We start from the raw sequence: 17,409 nt of genomic DNA on the forward strand, positions 1-17,409 counted from the left end.
CCCGCCACCCGCGCAGAGCCCCTGCTGGCTCTGCGCCCTGGCTCTAGCGCTCCGGCATCTGCTCGTAGCGCCTCTGGATACGGGCGAGCTCTCCCGACAGGCGCAGCTGCTCCAGGGCGTCGGCCCAGGCGCTGACCAGGGCATCGTCGCTGTCCCGGCTGAAGGCGATGTACAACGACGAGCGATACAGCTCGACGGGGATCTGCCGCAGCGCATCGGCAGCGATGTTCAGTTGCCGACAGTAGTACGCCACGCCGGCATCGGTGTCCCCCGCTATCACCTCGGTGCGCCCCGCCAGCAGCATGCGGTAGAGCTGATAGCTCTCCGCCGCACTCCTGTCCAGGTTGGTGAACCCCAGCGACTGCAACACATCGGGAACCAGGCCGGCATGCCGGGTGGTGACACGTGGCGCCTGCAGCAGTTGCTCCAGGGTGTCTATCGGCTGTGCCGTATCGGCCCGTTGATAGGGATGGATGGACTCTTCGAGGATCGGCCCCACCCACTTGTACAGCGGCTCGCGCTCGCGGGTGCGAAACAGCGAATACATGATCGTGCGCGGTTGGCTCTGCAGCGTGCGCGTGGTGCGCATGCTGGGCAGCAGGGTGATCTCGAAGTCATCACCGGTCAGTGCCATGATCGCCCGCACGATCTCCGTGGCCATGCCCGTGAGCCGGCCATTTTCCCGATAGTTGTAGGGTGCCCACTCTTCGGTGATCACTCGATACGCATCCGCGCGGGCCAGCGGGCTCAGGAGCAGACACAGCAGGGCTGCGGTGAGTATCGAACGCTTCAAATGGTCTGCCTGGTGAAGAAGTTGTCGCGAGCCGGAGACTTGCCGGATTGAAAAGTCAGACAAGCATAGACGCGAAGCATTGCACCCTGCCGGGCACATTTCGCCAAACCCGCATGCACCCGAGGTCGCTCATGGCCAGACCTGAAGGTTAAAGTTAGGCTTAATCGGACGACCTTTCAGAGTGGCGGGACAGAGATGAAGATTGGTGAACTGGCGACGCGCACGGGGCTTGCAGCCTCGCGTATCCGCTTCTACGAGAGCATCGGCCTGCTCAAGCTGGTGGAGCGTCAGGCGAACGGCTATCGCAGCTACCCGGAAGAAGCCGTGCTGGTGCTCAACCTGATCACCACCGCCCAGCAGGCCGGTTTCAGCCTCGACGAGCTGCGCAGCCTGCTGCCGCAGGACCTGTCGCAATGGGAGCATGGCAAGCTGCTCGACACCCTGCAGGGCAAGGTCCGCGACATCGAAGCGCTGGAGCAGCGGCTCGCCCAGAGCAAGACGCACCTGCTCGCGCTGATCCACGAGATCGAGAGCAAACCCGGTGACCTGGACTGTGCAGCCAACGCCAAGCGGGTCCTGTCGAAGATGAATCTGGGGGAGATGAACGAGGCGGGCAAGCGCGTGAAGAGGTAGGCAGGCAGCCGACTCGCCAGCGCGGCCTGTGCTGACGAGCCGGCCAACCCCTACACCCGGCAGAACGGCCGCTACCGACGACGCCTGATCACTCCCGGGCGAGCATTCGCGCCAGCGGCTCAGGTGCGTAGAGCGCGCTCTGGAAGTCCGGCACGTACTCGTACTTCAGCATCCTGCCCAGCTGCAACGACTGAATGTAGGCCGACAGGCTGCCCTGGCTGAGCGTCAGTTTTACTGCCGCCGCATCCGAGCTGGAGGCATGGCTCAGCTGCCGGGAAACCGCATAGCCGTAAGCCAGCTCGCCGTCGTGACCGATATTGGTGAAGCTGTTGGTCACCAGCTCCGGCTCGCTGGAGGGCGCGTCGAGCTTCTGCGCTTCGAAGACCACGTCCGGCTGACCGGTCGCACTGTCGGCAATTTCGAAGATCAGGCTCTTGTCGGTCTCGCGATAGTCGATGGGCGTCAGCCACTTCGGCAGGTTGTAGCCGACCACCCCGCGTACCCGCGCCAGTTCGGTGTTGACCGGCAGCTTGAGCACATAGCCCCAGAAGTCCCTGGACAGCGCCTGGCCGGCCAGGCTGATGGGCCCCAGGCTGGAATGCCCGGGCTTGCTGGTGACGATGGACAGCGCAACCTCGTTGTAGCTGTCGTTATCGCAGTAGTGATAGGCGTAGGCGGTGAACGCCACCAGTCCCCTGCCCGGCCAGACCTGCAACGGCTGCACCTGTGCCAGCACCTCGGCCGGCATCAGCGCGCGCAAGCGCTGCAGATCGGCGGTGAACACTGCCGTCACGCGGCTGTTGCGGTAGTAGAAATTGGGCGAGTAGGACTCGAAGCCGATGTCCACGCGGGTTTTCGCCAGCCCGCGAAACCAACTGAGGTCGACATCTGGCGCCTCGGCCGCGATGACCGACAGCGGCGGGTTGGAGTGAAAGCGATCGTAGAGCCCGCCCGCCACCACCGGCACGGTGTGCCCGGCGATGTCGACCGTGGCACTGGGCACGCTGGCATCCTGCGCCCACAGGGGCATGGCGACGGCATGGAGAACCATCCCCGTCAGCAGCGCAATGCGCTGGCGTTTCAGGCGTTGTGTAAGCTCGGCAAACTGCTCCATCGTCGTTATCCGCGTTGAGGAATCGATAAGTCCCCTGCCATCGGAGCGACCTCCGGGCAGACGCGGCAACCCTAAGGTTAAACAGAACTTTAAGGTCAAGCGGCTCGAACGCTGTTCTTTCAGGGTTGCAAAAATACTGTTCCGGGATGAAATGGGCCATTGACATTAAAGTGAACTTTAAAGTTAAGGTCACCTCACGCTCAGCCGAGGAAGCCCCCCATGAATCTGTTCGACAGTCTCACCCTGCCCAATGGCTCTACCCTTCCCAACCGCATCGCCAAGGCGGCGATGGAAGAAAACATGGCGGACACCGACCATGCACCGTCCGAACCGCTGCTGCGCCTGTATGAGGCCTGGGCGGACGGCGGCAGCGGCCTGCTGATCAGCGGCAACGTGATGGTCGACAGACGCGCCATGACCGGGCCGGGTGGCGTGGTGCTGGAGGATGAGCAGCAGCTGGCCCGCTTCCAGCGCTGGGCCCGCATTGGCCGCGCCAAGGGGGCGCAGTTCTGGCTGCAGATCAATCACCCTGGCCGGCAGATGCAGGCCAACCTGGGCCAACCGACCTGGGCGCCCTCGGCGGTGCCGCTGGAGCTGGGCAACCTGTCGAAGCGCTTCGCCACGCCGCAGGCGATGACCGAGGCGATGATCGAGGACGTGATCGAGCGCTTCGCCCGCACCGCGCGCCTGGCTGAACAGGCGGGTTTCACCGGGGTGGAAGTTCACGCCGCCCATGGCTACCTGCTCAACCAGTTCCTGTCGCCCCTGACCAACCAGCGCAGTGACCAGTGGGGCGGCTCGCTGGAGAACCGCGCACGCCTGCTGCTGGAGATCGTCAAGGCAGTGCGCGGCGTGGTCTCACCCGGCTTCGCCGTGGCAGTCAAGCTCAACTCCGCGGACTTCCAGCGCGGCGGCTTCAGTGCCGACGACGCACAGCAAGTGGTGCGCCTGCTCAACGAGCTGGATGTGGACCTGGTCGAACTGTCCGGCGGCAGCTACGAGGCCCCGGCCATGCAGGGCCAGACACGCGATGGGCGCACCCTGGCGCGTGAGGCCTACTTCCTCGAATTCGCCCGCGAGATTCGCGCGGTGGCGCACATGCCGATCATGGTCACCGGCGGTATCCGTCGCGCACCGATCGCCCAGGACGTGCTGGCCAGCGGCATCGAGATGGTCGGCATCGGCACCGCGCTGGCCATCGAGCCGAACCTGCCGCGCGACTGGCAACTCGGCCTGGGCAGCGCCCCGCAACTGCCGCCGATCACCTGGAAGAACAAGGTGCTGGCCTCGCTGGCGAACATGGCAGTGGTGAAATACCAGCTGCACAAGCTCAGCCAGGGCCGGGACAGCCAGCCCGGCGTGTCGCCGTTGTGGGCACTGCTGACGCAGCAGGTGAAGGACATCTTCCGGACTCGCCAGTACCGGCGCTGGATGACGCAGCGCGCGGCAGGCCGGGATCAGAACGTCAGCACTTCGCCATCCTGAGGTATCAGCAGCGCGACCAATCTGCGGCGCCTGTTCAAGGCGCTGACCGGCTTGACGCCCGCGCAATATCGCCAGCAATACGGGCGTGCCTGACCCCGCATGCCACGGCCACGCGCCGGCGCCGAGTGCCCCTTGACAACGAAAAATCCATTTCGCTCGTTGCATGGGTGCAACAGTCCTTTGCCAGATCGGCGGTTTAATTAGCTTGCTAACGAAGCGTATAAACGGAATGCGACATTTCGCCGCATCCGTATTTCGAGGAGACAAGCATGAACGTGATCGTGCACGAGCGTGACAGCGAACATCTTTCCCGTGAAGCCCGCGCCATGGGAGCCGTGGTCTGGGATGTGATCCAGAATGGAGAGCTGGTCGGCATCTTCCCCTCGCAGGACGAAGCCGACGCCTACCGCAGATCGCTGGAAGAGGCACAGCCACAAGGATGATCCGAGACTGCTGCCGTTTTCGTGAAAAACGGCAGCAGCCTTCCCGCTTTGCAGCGCCCTTGTCGGCCCTGATCCGAAACCTCGGGCCCTTCCGCGCCTGGCGACAGCCACCTACGGCACGACCGCCCATCCGATTTCCGCCCCCAGCGCAGCCCTCTCGTCCGGGCGCGTCGCCCCTCGCCAAACCCTGGCCAGTCCGACGCCAAACGCCCTGAATCTCGCAGTTGCCACGGAGCAGCCAATCCGCCGCGGCACCGCCAGCGTCGGGCCCTCCCTGCACCGGCTGACTATCTGCCATGAACCACGGCGCAAACGCCCTGCACATGTCACGAACTGGTCTAGTCTCACCCTCAGGAAAGTGGAGTTCCGGAGCTATTGCATGTCTGAAAACAGGTTCGACCCGTCTCCCGTCATTCTCATCGTCGATGACCAGTCCAGCGACATCAGAATCCTGCAAGAGGCGGTCGGTGAGCTGGCGCAGGTGCATATCGCTCATGACGGACGCATGGCGCTGGAGGTCGCACGGTTCTGTCGGCCCGATGTGGTCCTGCTGGATATCGAGATGCCCGGCATGAGCGGTTTCGAGCTGTGCCGCCTGATCAAGGCCGACGCCAAGCTGTGCGATGCCGCCATCCTGTTCGTCACCGCGCACACCCAGACGGAGAATGAAGTGGCGGCGCTGGAGCAAGGCGCCATCGACTTCATCCAGAAACCGCTGAGCATTCCCGTGGTGCGCGCCCATGTCCGTGCGCACCTCAACCTGCGGACGGAAGCCAAGCGGCTGGCCTACTTCGACGCGCTGACCAACCTGCCCAATCGCATGCTGCTGCGCGACCGCGCCGAGCAGATGCTGCAGAAAGCGCGGCGCAGCGGCAGCCGCCTCGCCCTGCTGTTGCTGGACCTGGACAACTTCAAGGGCATCAACGACACCCTGGGCCACTCGACGGGCGACCTGATTCTCAAGGAGGTCAGCGCACGCCTGACCGAGGTATCACGCAACCTCGACACCGTCAGCCGCCAGGGCGGTGATGAGTTCGTCATCCTGGTGACCGATATCCAGCGCTCGGAGGTGATCAGCGACTACGTGGAGCGCTTGCTGGAAGTCATCGCGATGCCGATGAACATCGCCGGCAGTCGCTTCGACCTGTCCGCCTGCATCGGCGTGAGCGTGTTCCCGGATGACGGCGACGACCTCGAATCCCTCTATCGCCAGGCCGATGCCGCGATGTACCAGGCCAAGCAGGAGGGTCGCAACCGCTATCGCTTCTTCTCCCAGAGCATCGAGAGCGATGCCAGAGCCCGCCACCTGCTCGAAAGCCACATGCGCAGCGCGCTGGAGTCGGGGGTCTTCGAAGTCTTTTACCAGCTTCGTTTCGATGTCAGTCGTCAGCAGAGTTGCGGCATGGAGGCGCTGATCCGCTGGCGCCGAGCCGACGGCGAACTGGTCTCCCCTGCCGAGTTCATCCCGCTGGCGGAAGAAACCGGCCTGATCGTACCGATGGGCAAGCAGGTCCTCCACCAGGCCTGCCACGACGCCAAGCTGCTGCTCGACCAGGGCAAGCGCCTGTGCGTCGGGGTCAACATCTCGGTGGTGCAGTTCCGCGAGGAGTCCTTCCTCGACATGATCAAGGAAGTGCTCAACGACACCGGCCTGCCAGCGGAACTGCTGGAACTGGAGATCACCGAAGGGGTGCTGGCGCGCGACATGGACCAGACCCGGGCCCTGCTCGACGAGCTCAAGCACATGGGCGTGCGCATCGCCATCGACGACTTCGGCACCGGCTATTCGAGCCTGTCCTACCTCAAGCGCCTGCCGATCGATGTGCTGAAGATCGATCAGAGCTTCGTGCGCGACATGCTGACGGATCGCAGCGATGCTGCGATCATCGAGGCCATCGTGCGCATGGGCCAGGCACTGGACCTGGAGCTGGTCGCCGAGGGCGTGGAGTGCAGCGAACAGTCGCAGCAACTGCTCGCACTGGGCTGCGAGTTGATGCAGGGTTACCTCTACTGCCGCCCCATGCCCTTCGAGCAACTGCGCAAGAACCTGGATCTGCTGCCAGCACTCGAGCACAACTGATCACCTCGCAGAAAAGAAGAAACCACATTGAGACTGATCGTCCTGCTGACTTTCGCAACGGGCATGGCCGCTACCGCGCTGGTGGCCGGTTGGGTGCATCAGGCCAACGAAAAACAGGCCCGCGATGAACTCGCCAAAGCCACGGAGCGCGCCGCGGATGTCGTCACCAAGCGCATCGAGCTCTATCAGTACGGCCTGCGCGGGGCACGCGGAGCCGTGCTGGCCAGCGGTGACGGCGGCATCACCCGCAAACGCTTCCTCAGCTACAGCAAGACGCGCGACGTCGACCGCGAGTTTCCCGGCGCCCGTGGTTTCGGCTTCATCCGGCGGGTGCCGGCAGCGGAACAGGAGCGCTTCATCGCCCAGGCCCGCGCCGACGACATGCCCGGTTTCGAGATTCGCCAGCTGACGCCACACGATGGCGAGCGCTTCATCATCCAGTACATCGAGCCGGTCGAGCAGAATCTCCCCGCCGTCGGCCTGGACATCGCCTCGGAAAACAACCGCCGCAGCGCAGCGCTCGCCGCACTGACCAGCGGCGAGGTGCGTATCACCGGGCCCATCACCCTGGTGCAGGCGACCGGCAATCCCCTGCAATCCTTCCTTATCCTGCTGCCGATCTATCGCGGTGCCGTCACCCCGGACAGCGTCGAGGAACGCATGGCCAAGGGCATCGGCTGGAGCTACGCCCCGCTGCTGACCGAAGAGGTCCTGCAAGGCCTGAAACTGAGTAACGACGGCTTGCAGTTGCAACTGAGCGACGTCACCGACGCCGGGCATGTCGTCGATTTCTACGCCAGCGAAGCCAGCGACGGTGCCCCTGTCATCGCTCGGCATGCGGTATCACGGCATATCTACGGGCGCGACTGGCAGGTCGAACTGCTGGCCCACCCCGGTTTCGTCGCCGGCCTGCACCAGGCCTCGCCGCGCCTGGTGATGCTGGTCGGCAGCCTGGTCAGCCTGCTGCTGGCGAGCCTCGCCGGCGTGCTGCTGGTCAATCGCCAGCGCCATCGGCAGATCCTCGCCGAACAGGCACGCTCCGCCGCGATCGTGGAAAGCTCCAGCGACGGCATCATCGGTCAGTCACTCGATGGCACGGTGATCAGCTGGAACCACGGCGCAGAACGGATCTTCGGCTACACCGCGCACGAGGCCATCGGCCATACGCTGATCGAACTGATCGTGCCCGAAGCCCTTTTTCAGGAAGAACGAAACATCCTCGCCAACGTTGCGGCCAGCAAGCCGATCGGCAACTTCGATACCCAGCGGCATCGCAAGGACGGCAGCCTGGTGGACGTTTCCGCTTCGATCTCCCCGCTGATCGATGCCAGTGGCGTATTGACCGGCCTGTCGAAGACCGTGCGCGACATCTCGGCGCAGAAAGCCGCCGAGGCACGCATTCTCGAACTCAACGCCAGCCTCGAAGAACAGGTGGGCAAACGCACCCAGGAGCTGAGCGAGCTCAACCTGCTGCTGAACAACGTACTGGAGTCGGCCTCCGAGGTGTCGATCATCGCCACCGACCTGGAAGGCACCATCCGCGTGTTCAATCGCGGCGCGGAACGCCTGCTGGGCTACAGCGCCGAGGAGATGATCGGCAAGCAGAAGCCGGCGGTGTTCCACCTGCCCGAGGAGGTGGAGGCGCGCAGCCGCGAACTGAGCGAGGAATACGGCCAGCCGATCAGCGGTTTTCGCGTCTTCGTGCACAAGTCGGAGCTGGAGGGCGCGGAGAGCCGCGAGTGGTCCTATATCCGCAAGGACGGTTCCAGGCTTGCCGTGACGCTGATGGTGACCGCCATGCGCGACACCAGCGGACAGCTGACCGGCTACCTGGGCATCGCGCTCGACCTCTCCGAAGAACAGCGGCTGCGCCGCGAAGCGCTCGCCGCGCGGGATCAGGTGGCCATGGCAGCCGAGGTGGCCGAGCTGGGCATCTGGTCCTGGATCCCGGGCGATGACCAGCTGCAGTGGAACGAGCGGATGTTCGAGCTCTACGACTACCCACTGTCGCAGCGCGAGCAAGGCCTCAGCTATGGGCACTGGCAGGCACGCATCCACCCGGAGGATCGCGCCGCCATGGAGGCCAGCCTGCAGGAGGCCCTCGCCCGGGTTTCGACCTTCGACGTGGTGTTCCGCATCGTCAGGCCCGATGGCCAGGTGTTGCATATCCAGGCCGGCGCCCACGTCGAGTACGACGCCATGGGCCGGCCGGCGAAGGTGACGGGTATCAACCGCGACATCACCGCCCAACTGCAGCTCGAATCACGTCTGCGCCACGCCAAGGAACAGGCCGATGCCGCCAGCGCGGCGAAAAGCGCCTTCCTGGCCAACATGAGCCACGAGATTCGCACGCCCATGAACGCGGTACTGGGCATGCTGCAGCTGGTGCAGGCGACCGAACTCAACCCGCGCCAGCTCGACTACATCCTCAAGGCCCAGGGAGCGGCTCACTCGCTGCTGGGCCTGCTCAACGACATTCTCGATTACTCGAAGATCGAGGTCGGCAAGCTGCAGCTGGACCTCCACGACTTCGAGCTGGAACCCATGCTCAGCGACCTGGCGGTGGTACTGGCCGGCAATCAGGGCGACAAGGACATCGAGGTGATGTTCGATGTCGACACCTCGCTGCCGGACGTGCTCTGCGGCGACAGCCTGCGCCTGCAGCAGGTCCTGATCAACCTGTCCGGCAATGCGCTGAAGTTCACCGAATCCGGCCAGGTGGTCGTCAGCCTGCATCAGGTGGCGCGTTCGCCGCACCAGGTGCGCCTGCGGATCGCCGTCAGCGACACCGGCATCGGCATCAGCGAGGCGCAGCTGCAGCGCATCTTCGACGGTTTCACCCAGGCCGAGGCATCGACTACCCGGCGCTACGGCGGCACCGGGCTGGGCCTGGTGATCTGCAAGCGCCTGGTGGAGCTGATGGGCGGCGAGCTGCAGGTGGAGAGCCGCCAGGGTGAAGGCAGCCGCTTCTGGTTCGAGATCGAGCTTGGCATTGGCGCGCAGGCGAATCTGCTGGCCGAGCCGGCGGACCGGTCGGAGAGCCTGCGCCTGCTGATCGTCGATGACAACGCGCTGGCCCGGCAATTGTTGCAGCAGACGGCGCACAGCCTGGGCTGGCTGGCCGACACTGCGGTCGGTGGCCAGGAGGCGCTGGACCAGGTGCAGCGGGCCGAGCCGCCCTACGACATCGTGCTGATGGACTGGCGCATGCCGGGCATGGACGGCCTGGAAGCGGCCCAGCGCCTGCGGGCACAGGGGCGGAACGAGCGCACACCGCCCACGGTGATCATGATCACCGCCCATGGCCGCGAGGTCCTGGCCGATCGCTACAGCGAGGCCGACGCCCCGTTCGCCGGCTTCCTCACCAAACCGGTGACCCCACGCCAGCTGATCGCCAGCATCCTCAGCGCACGTCACGGCGACAGTCGCGCCCTGCCCGTTCCGGGCTACAAGCTGGGCCAGCGCCTGCAGGGCCTGCGCCTGCTGGTGGTCGAGGACAACGCCCTCAACCGTCAGGTGGCGCGTGAACTGCTGATCGGCGAAGGTGCCGAGGTCAGCCTGGCGGAAGGTGGTCTGCAGGGTGTCGAACTGGCGCTGGGCAGCGAGCCGCCATTCGACGCCATTCTCATGGACATCCAGATGCCCGATATCGACGGGCTGGAGGCGACGCGACGCATCCGCCAGCAATCGGGGCAGCCGGCACAACCCATCATCGCCATGACCGCCAACGCGTCGAACAGCGACCGCGACTCCTGCCTTGCGGCCGGGATGAACGACCATGTGGGCAAGCCCATCGACATCGAAAAGCTGGTCGCCGTGATCCGCACCTGGTGCGGCCTCGACGACGCTGCCGCGAGCGACCCGCAGCCGCCGGGCAAAGTGGAAGGTGCCGAAGCCATCCTCAAGCGCTTCGGCGGCAACCTGAACCTGCTGCGCTCGATGCTGGTCCTGCTCCCGGACGAACTGAACAAGCAGCTGACGCAACTGGAGGCGCACCGGCAGGCACGTGATCTGCCGGCCATGCTCAAGGACCTGCATACCCTCAAGGGCACTTCCGGCACCATGGGCGCCATGGAACTGTCCGCCCGATTCGCCGAGCTGGAACGGCGTTTCGCCCAGACCCCGGACAGCGCCTATGGCGACGATGACTGGCTGAGCGAGCTCAAGCAGTCGCTGCAGGAGAGCCACGCCCGTCTGCAGGCGATGTTCGCCATCCCCGAGGAGCCGACCAGCCCAGCCGCGCCAGCAACCACTGGATTGTGGACGCAGGAGGTGGAAGCGCTTAAGGTACAACTTGATACGGGCAACCTTGCAGCGCTGGAGACCGTGCAGGCACTCGCTGCCCATGCACCGCAACATCTCGACAGCCTGTTCGATGCGCTGCGTCAGGCCGTGACCTCCCTTGACTTCGAGCGAGCCAAGCGATTGCTTCAAGATTTACAGCACTCTGCCATAGGGGATTGATTTGGAGCGCCTGAAACCGTTTTTCCATGGACGCCCAAAACTGCTGGTGGTCGATGACCAGCCAATCAACATCCGGGTTCTGCACGAGCTGTTTCGTCCCGAGTGCGATGTCTTCATGGCCACCCATGGCGAACAGGCACTGACCATCAGCCGTGAACTGCGCCCTGACCTGATCCTGCTCGACGTGGTCATGCCCGGCATGGACGGCTATGAAGTCTGTCGGCGCCTCAAGGCCAATCCCGAAACCAGCGAGATCCCGATCATCTTCGTCACCGGCAAGAGCCATGAGGACGATGAAGCCACGGGCTTCGAGCTCGGCGCGGTGGATTACATCCGCAAGCCCTTCAACGCGCTGGTGGTCCGCGCTCGCGTGATCAACCACCTGCGCCTGAAACTGCAAGGCGACTACCTGCGTCAGATGGCCCTGATCGACGGCCTGACCAGCATTCTCAACCGCCGTGGCTTCGACGAGCGCTTCGACGCGGCCAGAGCGCAGGCCCAGCGCGAGCAGAAGCCGCTGTCGCTGCTGATGATCGATGTCGACTACTTCAAGCGCTACAACGACCAGTACGGACACCTGCGCGGCGATCAGTGCCTGCGTGACGTCGCCCAGGCGCTGGCCAACACCCTGAACCGTCCCTATGACCTCGTCGCGCGCTTCGGCGGCGAGGAGTTCGCCGTCCTGCTGCCGGATACCGACGAAGCCGGCGCGCGCCAGGTAGCCGAACGCCTGCAGGAAGCCATCAGGCGCCTGGCCATCGAACACCGCAGTTCGGACGTGGCCACGGTCCTGACCCTGTCCATCGGCAGCGCGACCCTGCCGCCGAACGCTGGCGCCAGCGTGGAGCAGCACCTGAACTGGGCCGACGAGCAGCTGTACAGGGCCAAGGCCGAGGGACGCGATCGCATCTGCGGCCAGACCTACACCTCGCCCGTGAGGATGATCAGCGAGGCCTGACAGGCGCCCGGGCCTCGCTCAGAGGTCCAGCACCAGGCTCTGGCGCTCTTCGCTGGCAGCCGGCACCGCGCAGCAGATCAACACGCTATCGCCCTCCGGCAGCTGTGCCGGTGGATTCGGGTAGTGCACCGCACCGCTGACCAGCCGCGTCTTGCAGGTACCGCAGGAACCGCCACGGCAACTGAACTCAGGCGTCAGCCCGCGGCTCTCCGCCAGTTCCAGCAGGCTGCCGCTGCCCGGTGTCCAGCGGGCCTCCTTGGCCGAGGCGGTGAAGTACACCGGCACCGGCTCGCTCGCCGCAGGCGGCTGGGCCGCTTCACTGGCCCCTCCGGCCTGGCGGCGTGTCAGCGTCGAGGGACCGAACGCCTCGGCATGGATGCGCTCATCGGCCACATTGAGGTCGCGCAAGCCGTCGTAGATCGTCTGAGTGAAGGCCGCCGGCCCGCACAGGTAGAAGTCGTAGTCATCGAACGACAGCGCGTGCTTGATCTGCTGCAGATCGATCCGCCCCTGCTGTTCGTAGTCACGTCCCAGCTCGGCATCGGCCTCTGGCGCGCTCAATGCGCGGTGAACGTGCAACAGCCCCTTGCCACGTTGCTGCAGTTCACGCAGTTCGGCCTGGAACGGCAGGTCGCGCAGGCAACGCGCGCCCTGGAAGAAATGGATGCGCTTGCCCTGCCCCAGCGCCACCTGTTCGCGCAGCATCGACAGCAGTGGCGTGATGCCGACACCGGCACCGATCAGCACCACGGGACGGGGGCTGTCGCTATCGAGGGTGAAACTGCCCAGCGGTGGCCGTACCTCGAGCAGGTCGCCGACCCGGACCTGCTCGTGCAGGTGCCTGGAAACCTGGCCCTGCGCCTTGACGCTGATACGCAGGTGAGCATCCGATGGCGCGCTGGACAGGCTGTAGGTGCGCAGCAGCTGCTGCCCGTCGGCGCGGGTGATCCGGATCGGCAGATGCTGGCCCGCGGCGAAGCGTGGCGCATCGCCCAGTTCGGGTGCCAGCACCAGTGAGCGGATATCGGCGCTCTCCTGCTGCACGCTGCTTACGCGCCAGCGCTGCCAGGCGTTGCGCTGCTCGCGCTCGCGCAGCCTTGCGTCGGCCTGTGCCCAGGTGCCGGTCATCAGGCTGGTCGGTGCGTAGGCTTCGAACGCCCAGCGCAGCGACGCCGCCGCAGGACGCAGGACCACCTGCTCGACATCGAAGGTCCACAGCCGCTCGGCACCCTCGAACAGCCTGATCAGCGGGCTGTCGAGAATGATCTCGGCACGCCCGGCCAGCTGCAGCACGTCACCGCTGCTGAAGTCGACGAACAGCAGGCCGGCCCGCGGGTTGACGCTGAGGTTGCCCAGGGTGTTGAAGTGCAGGTTGCCGGCGTAGTCCGGGATGGTCAGGCGATTGCCCTGCACGCGCACGAAACCGGCGCGCCCGCCACGGTGCGAAACGTCCACCGAGCGCCGGCCATCGTCGTGTTCGACGTAACTGGCCACGAAGAAGGTATCGGCGCTGGCGATCATCGCGGCGCTGCGCGCATCCAGCTCGTGCGCATCCAGGCGCTCGCTGGCCCGCCCCTCGGGCACCCGCTGATAGTGGCGCAGCTGGATGTACTGCGGGCAGTTGCCGAAGGAATGCTCCACGCCGATCTCCAGGCGCTGCGCCGAGGCCCGCTGGATATGCCCGTTGATACGGTTGCGCCGCCGCGTGTGCAGCTCGATGCCGAGCAGGCCGATGGCCTCGCCGGCAGCGAGGCCGGAGGTGGCCGGGTCGAGCGGATCGAGCGCCATGGCGTCGAGATCGAACGACAGGCTGCGTGGATCGGGCGAGGTGACAAAGCCCTCCTCGCCCTCGATCAGGGTCGCCCAGGGCTGGCCCGAGCCATCGACGGCGGCGGCGATCATGAGGGGCAACTGGTGATAGAACTCGCGATGCTGATCCGGCATATAGTCGCGAATCACCTTCTGCCCGAGCACTTCCATGCGCTCGGCGACGCCCACCTTCTCCTGCAATTGCCTTTCACCTGCATGCCAGGGCGAGTGCCGGTGACTGGGGAGCTGTTGCATGTTGCGCCCTCCTTCAGAGGTGCTGCCGGTAACCCGGCAGCGGGCGTGGATCAGGCCTGCAGACCGGCAGCGGTACGCGGCATGGGCACGAAACCCGGCAGCGCCTCGATGCGCGCCAGCCAGGCACGGATATTCGGGTAGGGCTCCAGCGACACGTTGCCCTCCGGCGCGTGAGCGATGTAGGAGTAGTTGGCGACGTCGGCGATGCTCGGCTTGTCACCGGTGAGGAACGGGGTGTCGCTCAACTCGCCTTCCATGATCTTGAACAGGGCATGGGCACGATTGATCACCTCTTCGCTGTTGAAGGCGTAACCGAATACCGTGACCAGGCGCGCAGCGGCCGGGCCGAAGGCCACCTGGCCGGCGGCCACCGACAACCAGCGCTGCACGCGGGCGGCGGCGGCAGGCTCCCTGGGCAGCCAGTCGTCATTGCCATAACGCGTGGCCAGGTACAGGAGAATGGCGTTGGAGTCACTGATGATGGTGCCGCCGTCATCGATCACCGGCACCTGGCCGAAGGGGTTGAGCGCGAGGAACTCTGGCGTCTTGTGCTCGCCCTTGGCCAGATCGACGAAGATCAGCTCGGTCGGCAGTTGCAGCAGCGAGAGCATCAGCTCGGCGCGATGGGCATGGCCGGAACGGGGAAAGTTGTACAGCTTGATAGCGGGACGGGACATGGCGATGACTCCTTGGGGTTGGCTAAGGTCACCGCGAGACGACTTGCCTTCGCGACGATGGGGCCATGTTCACCTCATCCATCGATGAAAAGAATCCCCATCCAAGGCAATCCACTATTTCACCTTCTGCAATCAAGCAGTCGATCAGCCCCGAAATGCCGGGTGGGCACGCAGGCGCGGCACCACGAAATCGAGAAAACTGCGCACCCGCGCGGCAGCCCGGCGCCCTTCGCGGTAGTACAGCTGCACCGGCAGGGGCGCGGCGGCGAAGTCGTCCAGCACCGTCTGCAGCTGACCACTGCGCAACTCCTGATCGACCTCGTAGCTGAGGCAGCGCGTCAGGCCGAAGCCGGCAACGGCCGCCCGAATCGCGGCCTGCGCGGTATTGCAGACCAGGCGCGGCGCAAGCTTCGTCTGCTGGTTGGCGAAGCGCCAGTCGGCGACATGCCCCGTCGAGGACGTGGCGATGATGCGATGCGCGTGCAAGGCCTGCGGAGTGTCCGGCCGGCCCCGGCGCTGCAGGTAGTCCGGCGCCGCGCAGACCAGCGGCCGCACCTGGCCCAGCGGCACGGCGAAGCCGGACGAGCTGGGCAGGTGGCCGACCACCAGCGCCAGGTCGACGCCCTCTTCCACCAGCCGTGGCAGCTCTTCACGCGCCAGGGTGGTCAGGCTGACGTCGGGAAACGCGGCCAGATAACCCAGGGCGATGGGCGTCAGCACCTGATGGATCATCAGCAACGGCAGCGCCACCTGCAGATGCCCGGCCGGATTCGCGTGCAGCCCCGAGACGGAGCGCTCGGCCTCTGCCACGCGCTGGAGAATGCCCTGGCAGCGCTCGGCGAAGCCCTCACCGGCCGCGCTCGGGCTGACGCCACGCGGCCCACGCAGCAGCAGCCTGCTGTCCAGGCGCCGTTCCAGCGCGGCGATGCTGCGCATCACGCTGGCCGGCGACAGCTGCAACTGCCGAGCGGCAGCGGCCAGGCTTCCCGCCTGGACGACGGCGAGAAACACCTGCATCTCGCGGTACGGGTTCATGCCGCCGGTGGCTGGCCGGCCGCCCGCAAGGCCGGGTCGGCACGGAAGCTCGCCGCACAGTGGTCGACGAAGGCACGCACCTTGGCCGAGACCTGGCGACCGCCCTGATGAATGATGTGCACCGGCAGCGCAGGCGGCTCGAAGGCCTCCAGCACCAGTTCGACCTCGCCACGGGCCACCGCCGCCGCGACCTGGTAGGACAGCACACGGGTGTAGCCCCAGCCCAGGCGCGCCGCACTGATCGCCGCCTGGTTGGAGTTGACGGTGAAACGCGGTGTGGGGGTGAAACCGAAGGTGCCGTCCGCAGCGCTGAACTGCCAGTGACTGAGCAGCCCGCTGCCACTGGGCATGACGATGGGCGCGCTGCGCAGCTCATCCGGATGGCGTGGCCGCCCGACACGATCGAGGAACGCCGGGGACGCGCACAGCACCTGGCGCACCTGCCCGACCTGCAGTGCCGGGTGATCGCCCTCGGGCAACGAGCCGATGCGCACGGCGATGTCGATGCCCTCCTCCATCATGTTCACCACGCGGTCGACCAGCAGCGCGTTGATCTCCACCTCCGGGTACAGATCGAGGTACTGGGCGATGCGTGGAATCAGGAACAGCTCGCCGAACATCACCGGTGCCGTCACCGTCAGCCGGCCACGCGGCCGCACGCTGCCACCGGCTGCCAGCTCTTCGGCCTCCTCCAGTTCGAGCAGGATGCGCCGGCAGTCCTCGACATACCGCTGGCCGGCCTCGGTCAGGCGCAGGCTGCGCGTGCTGCGGGCCAGCAACAGCGTGCCCAGGCGTGCCTCCAGTGCCGCGACGGCACGGGTCACGCTGGGTGGCGAGATGCCCAGCAGCTTGGCGCCACCGGCGAAACTCTCGGCTTCGGTCACCGCCAGCAGCACCCTCATTTCCTGAAACCGATCCATCGTCACCGCCTGGTCGTCTGTTGTGCCGGCACAGAGTAAAGCATGCCGCCGCCGTGGCGGGACTCAGCGCCGGCTCAGGGCCAGACGTGCAGCGAACAGCACGAACACCAGGCCGGTGCCGCGATCCATCCACTTGATCACCTGCTCACGGCGCAGCCAGTGGCCGAGCGGCCGGGTCGCGCCGATCAGCAGCAGCGCCCAGACCAGGCTGAGCGCCACGTGGATGCCCACCAGGGCGAAGGTCCAGGCAATCAGCGGCTGCCCGTGCGGAATGAACTGCGGCAGGAAGGACACGTAGAAGATGCCCACCTTGGGGTTGAGCACATTGCCCAGCAGACCGCGCAGGAACCAGTTGGCGCCGGGCGTGCCGGAGGCCTGCGCCGCTGCCAGCGAGGTGCGCGGGCGCACCAGCATGTTCAGCCCGAGCCAGGCCAGATAAGCCGCGCCGCAGTACTTGAGTAGGTTATAGGCAAACTCGGAGACGGCCAGCAGCGCACCCAGCCCGAAGGCCACCGCCGCGCCCCAGAGCAGGCAGCCGGCATTGATACCGAGGGCGGCGCGCAAGGCGTGCTGCCGCCCCTCGACGGCAGCCGTACGCAGCACCAGCGCCGTGTCGATGCCCGGCGTGAGGGTCAGCAGGCTGGCTGCCAGGGTGAAGGCGATAAGGTTCTCGGCAAAGGGCATCGACGGCGACTCGCAGGCTGGGGCTGACGGAGGCCGATTATAGGCAGCGCAGGCAGGAA

General features: G+C 65.8%; 14 protein-coding genes. 7 read left to right on the forward strand and 7 right to left on the reverse strand.

Annotation, left to right across the window (positions count from 1 at the left end; genetic code table 11):
• Positions 1-43: 43 nt before the first annotated feature.
• The gene (locus EPK82_RS12220) at positions 44-793 is read right to left on the reverse strand and encodes a substrate-binding periplasmic protein (RefSeq protein WP_167494342.1); all 750 of its coding nucleotides are present in this window, start codon (positions 791-793) and stop codon (positions 44-46) included.
• Between the two features lie 195 nt (positions 794-988).
• Here EPK82_RS12220 and EPK82_RS12225 point away from each other — a divergent pair, with 195 nt between their 5' ends.
• Positions 989-1,426 carry a MerR family transcriptional regulator gene (locus EPK82_RS12225; protein WP_134676738.1) on the forward strand — a complete coding sequence of 146 codons (438 nt, stop codon included), beginning with the start codon at positions 989-991 and terminating at the stop codon, positions 1,424-1,426.
• An 88-nt stretch (positions 1,427-1,514) separates the two neighbouring features.
• On the opposite strand, the gene EPK82_RS12230 is transcribed toward EPK82_RS12225, so the two are convergent.
• Entirely contained in the window at positions 1,515-2,540 is a 1,026-nt protein-coding gene (locus EPK82_RS12230; protein WP_134676739.1) for an acetoacetate decarboxylase (ADC), read from the reverse strand.
• Positions 2,541-2,759: 219 nt separating this feature from the next.
• Between EPK82_RS12230 and EPK82_RS12235 the strand changes: the two genes are divergently transcribed.
• From EPK82_RS12235 to EPK82_RS12250, 6 genes are all read left to right on the forward strand, one after another.
• Positions 2,760-4,025 carry an NADH:flavin oxidoreductase/NADH oxidase family protein gene (locus EPK82_RS12235; RefSeq protein WP_037047967.1) on the forward strand — a complete coding sequence of 422 codons (1,266 nt, stop codon included), beginning with the start codon at positions 2,760-2,762 and terminating at the stop codon, positions 4,023-4,025.
• A gap of 3 nt (positions 4,026-4,028) precedes the next feature.
• A complete protein-coding gene (locus EPK82_RS25165; protein WP_341870008.1) occupies positions 4,029-4,118 on the forward strand; it encodes a helix-turn-helix transcriptional regulator in 90 nt (29 codons plus the stop codon).
• Between the two features lie 176 nt (positions 4,119-4,294).
• Positions 4,295-4,468 (forward strand): hypothetical protein, encoded by a 174-nt coding sequence (locus EPK82_RS24770; RefSeq protein ID WP_167494343.1) that lies wholly within the window; start codon positions 4,295-4,297, stop codon positions 4,466-4,468.
• A gap of 379 nt (positions 4,469-4,847) precedes the next feature.
• Complete coding sequence (locus EPK82_RS12240; protein ID WP_134676740.1) at positions 4,848-6,548, forward strand: putative bifunctional diguanylate cyclase/phosphodiesterase; 1,701 nt, start codon at positions 4,848-4,850, stop codon at positions 6,546-6,548.
• A 63-nt stretch (positions 6,549-6,611) separates the two neighbouring features.
• Positions 6,612-11,012: a CHASE domain-containing protein gene (locus EPK82_RS12245; protein ID WP_134676849.1), complete on the forward strand. Its 4,401-nt coding sequence runs from the start codon at positions 6,612-6,614 to the stop codon at positions 11,010-11,012.
• A gap of 1 nt (position 11,013) precedes the next feature.
• Positions 11,014-11,970 (forward strand): diguanylate cyclase domain-containing protein, encoded by a 957-nt coding sequence (locus EPK82_RS12250; protein WP_244229952.1) that lies wholly within the window; start codon positions 11,014-11,016, stop codon positions 11,968-11,970.
• A gap of 18 nt (positions 11,971-11,988) precedes the next feature.
• Here the strand turns inward: EPK82_RS12250 and EPK82_RS12255 are convergent, their stop codons facing one another.
• The 5 genes from EPK82_RS12255 to EPK82_RS12275 all read right to left on the reverse strand — a co-directional run bounded on the left by EPK82_RS12255 (position 11,989) and on the right by EPK82_RS12275 (position 17,350).
• Positions 11,989-14,034, reverse strand: a complete 2,046-nt coding sequence (locus EPK82_RS12255) for a pyridoxamine 5'-phosphate oxidase family protein (protein WP_134676741.1) — start codon at positions 14,032-14,034, stop codon at positions 11,989-11,991.
• Between the two features lie 50 nt (positions 14,035-14,084).
• Positions 14,085-14,711 (reverse strand): glutathione S-transferase family protein, encoded by a 627-nt coding sequence (locus tag EPK82_RS12260; RefSeq protein ID WP_037047978.1) that lies wholly within the window; start codon positions 14,709-14,711, stop codon positions 14,085-14,087.
• 144 nt (positions 14,712-14,855) lie between these two features.
• Entirely contained in the window at positions 14,856-15,746 is an 891-nt protein-coding gene (locus EPK82_RS12265; RefSeq protein WP_134676742.1) for a LysR family transcriptional regulator, read from the reverse strand.
• Positions 15,743-16,666, reverse strand: coding sequence for a LysR family transcriptional regulator (locus EPK82_RS12270; protein WP_134676743.1), 924 nt, complete (start codon positions 16,664-16,666; stop codon positions 15,743-15,745). Before EPK82_RS12270 ends, EPK82_RS12265 begins: the two co-directional genes overlap by 4 nt.
• 63 nt (positions 16,667-16,729) lie before the next feature.
• Complete coding sequence (locus tag EPK82_RS12275; protein WP_134676744.1) at positions 16,730-17,350, reverse strand: LysE family translocator; 621 nt, start codon at positions 17,348-17,350, stop codon at positions 16,730-16,732.
• Positions 17,351-17,409 lie beyond the last annotated feature (59 nt).

Source organism: Ectopseudomonas khazarica, assembly GCF_004521985.1.
Classification (GTDB): domain Bacteria; phylum Pseudomonadota; class Gammaproteobacteria; order Pseudomonadales; family Pseudomonadaceae; genus Aquipseudomonas; species Aquipseudomonas khazarica.

Excerpts from the sequence above, each read along its gene's own strand:
- EPK82_RS12225 (WP_134676738.1), top strand. The coding sequence starts at position 989 with ATGAAGATTGGTGAACTGGCGACGCGCACGGGGCTTGCAGCCTCGCGT.
- EPK82_RS24770 (WP_167494343.1), top strand. The coding sequence starts at position 4,295 with ATGAACGTGATCGTGCACGAGCGTGACAGCGAACATCTTTCCCGTGAA.
- EPK82_RS12270 (WP_134676743.1), bottom strand. The coding sequence starts at position 16,666 with ATGGATCGGTTTCAGGAAATGAGGGTGCTGCTGGCGGTGACCGAAGCC.
- EPK82_RS12230 (WP_134676739.1), bottom strand. The coding sequence starts at position 2,540 with ATGGAGCAGTTTGCCGAGCTTACACAACGCCTGAAACGCCAGCGCATT.
- EPK82_RS12260 (WP_037047978.1), bottom strand. The coding sequence starts at position 14,711 with ATGTCCCGTCCCGCTATCAAGCTGTACAACTTTCCCCGTTCCGGCCAT.
- EPK82_RS12240 (WP_134676740.1), top strand. The coding sequence starts at position 4,848 with ATGTCTGAAAACAGGTTCGACCCGTCTCCCGTCATTCTCATCGTCGAT.
- EPK82_RS12245 (WP_134676849.1), top strand. The coding sequence starts at position 6,612 with ATGGCCGCTACCGCGCTGGTGGCCGGTTGGGTGCATCAGGCCAACGAA.
- EPK82_RS12255 (WP_134676741.1), bottom strand. The coding sequence starts at position 14,034 with ATGCAACAGCTCCCCAGTCACCGGCACTCGCCCTGGCATGCAGGTGAA.
- EPK82_RS12235 (WP_037047967.1), top strand. The coding sequence starts at position 2,760 with ATGAATCTGTTCGACAGTCTCACCCTGCCCAATGGCTCTACCCTTCCC.
- EPK82_RS12265 (WP_134676742.1), bottom strand. The coding sequence starts at position 15,746 with ATGAACCCGTACCGCGAGATGCAGGTGTTTCTCGCCGTCGTCCAGGCG.
- EPK82_RS12275 (WP_134676744.1), bottom strand. The coding sequence starts at position 17,350 with ATGCCCTTTGCCGAGAACCTTATCGCCTTCACCCTGGCAGCCAGCCTG.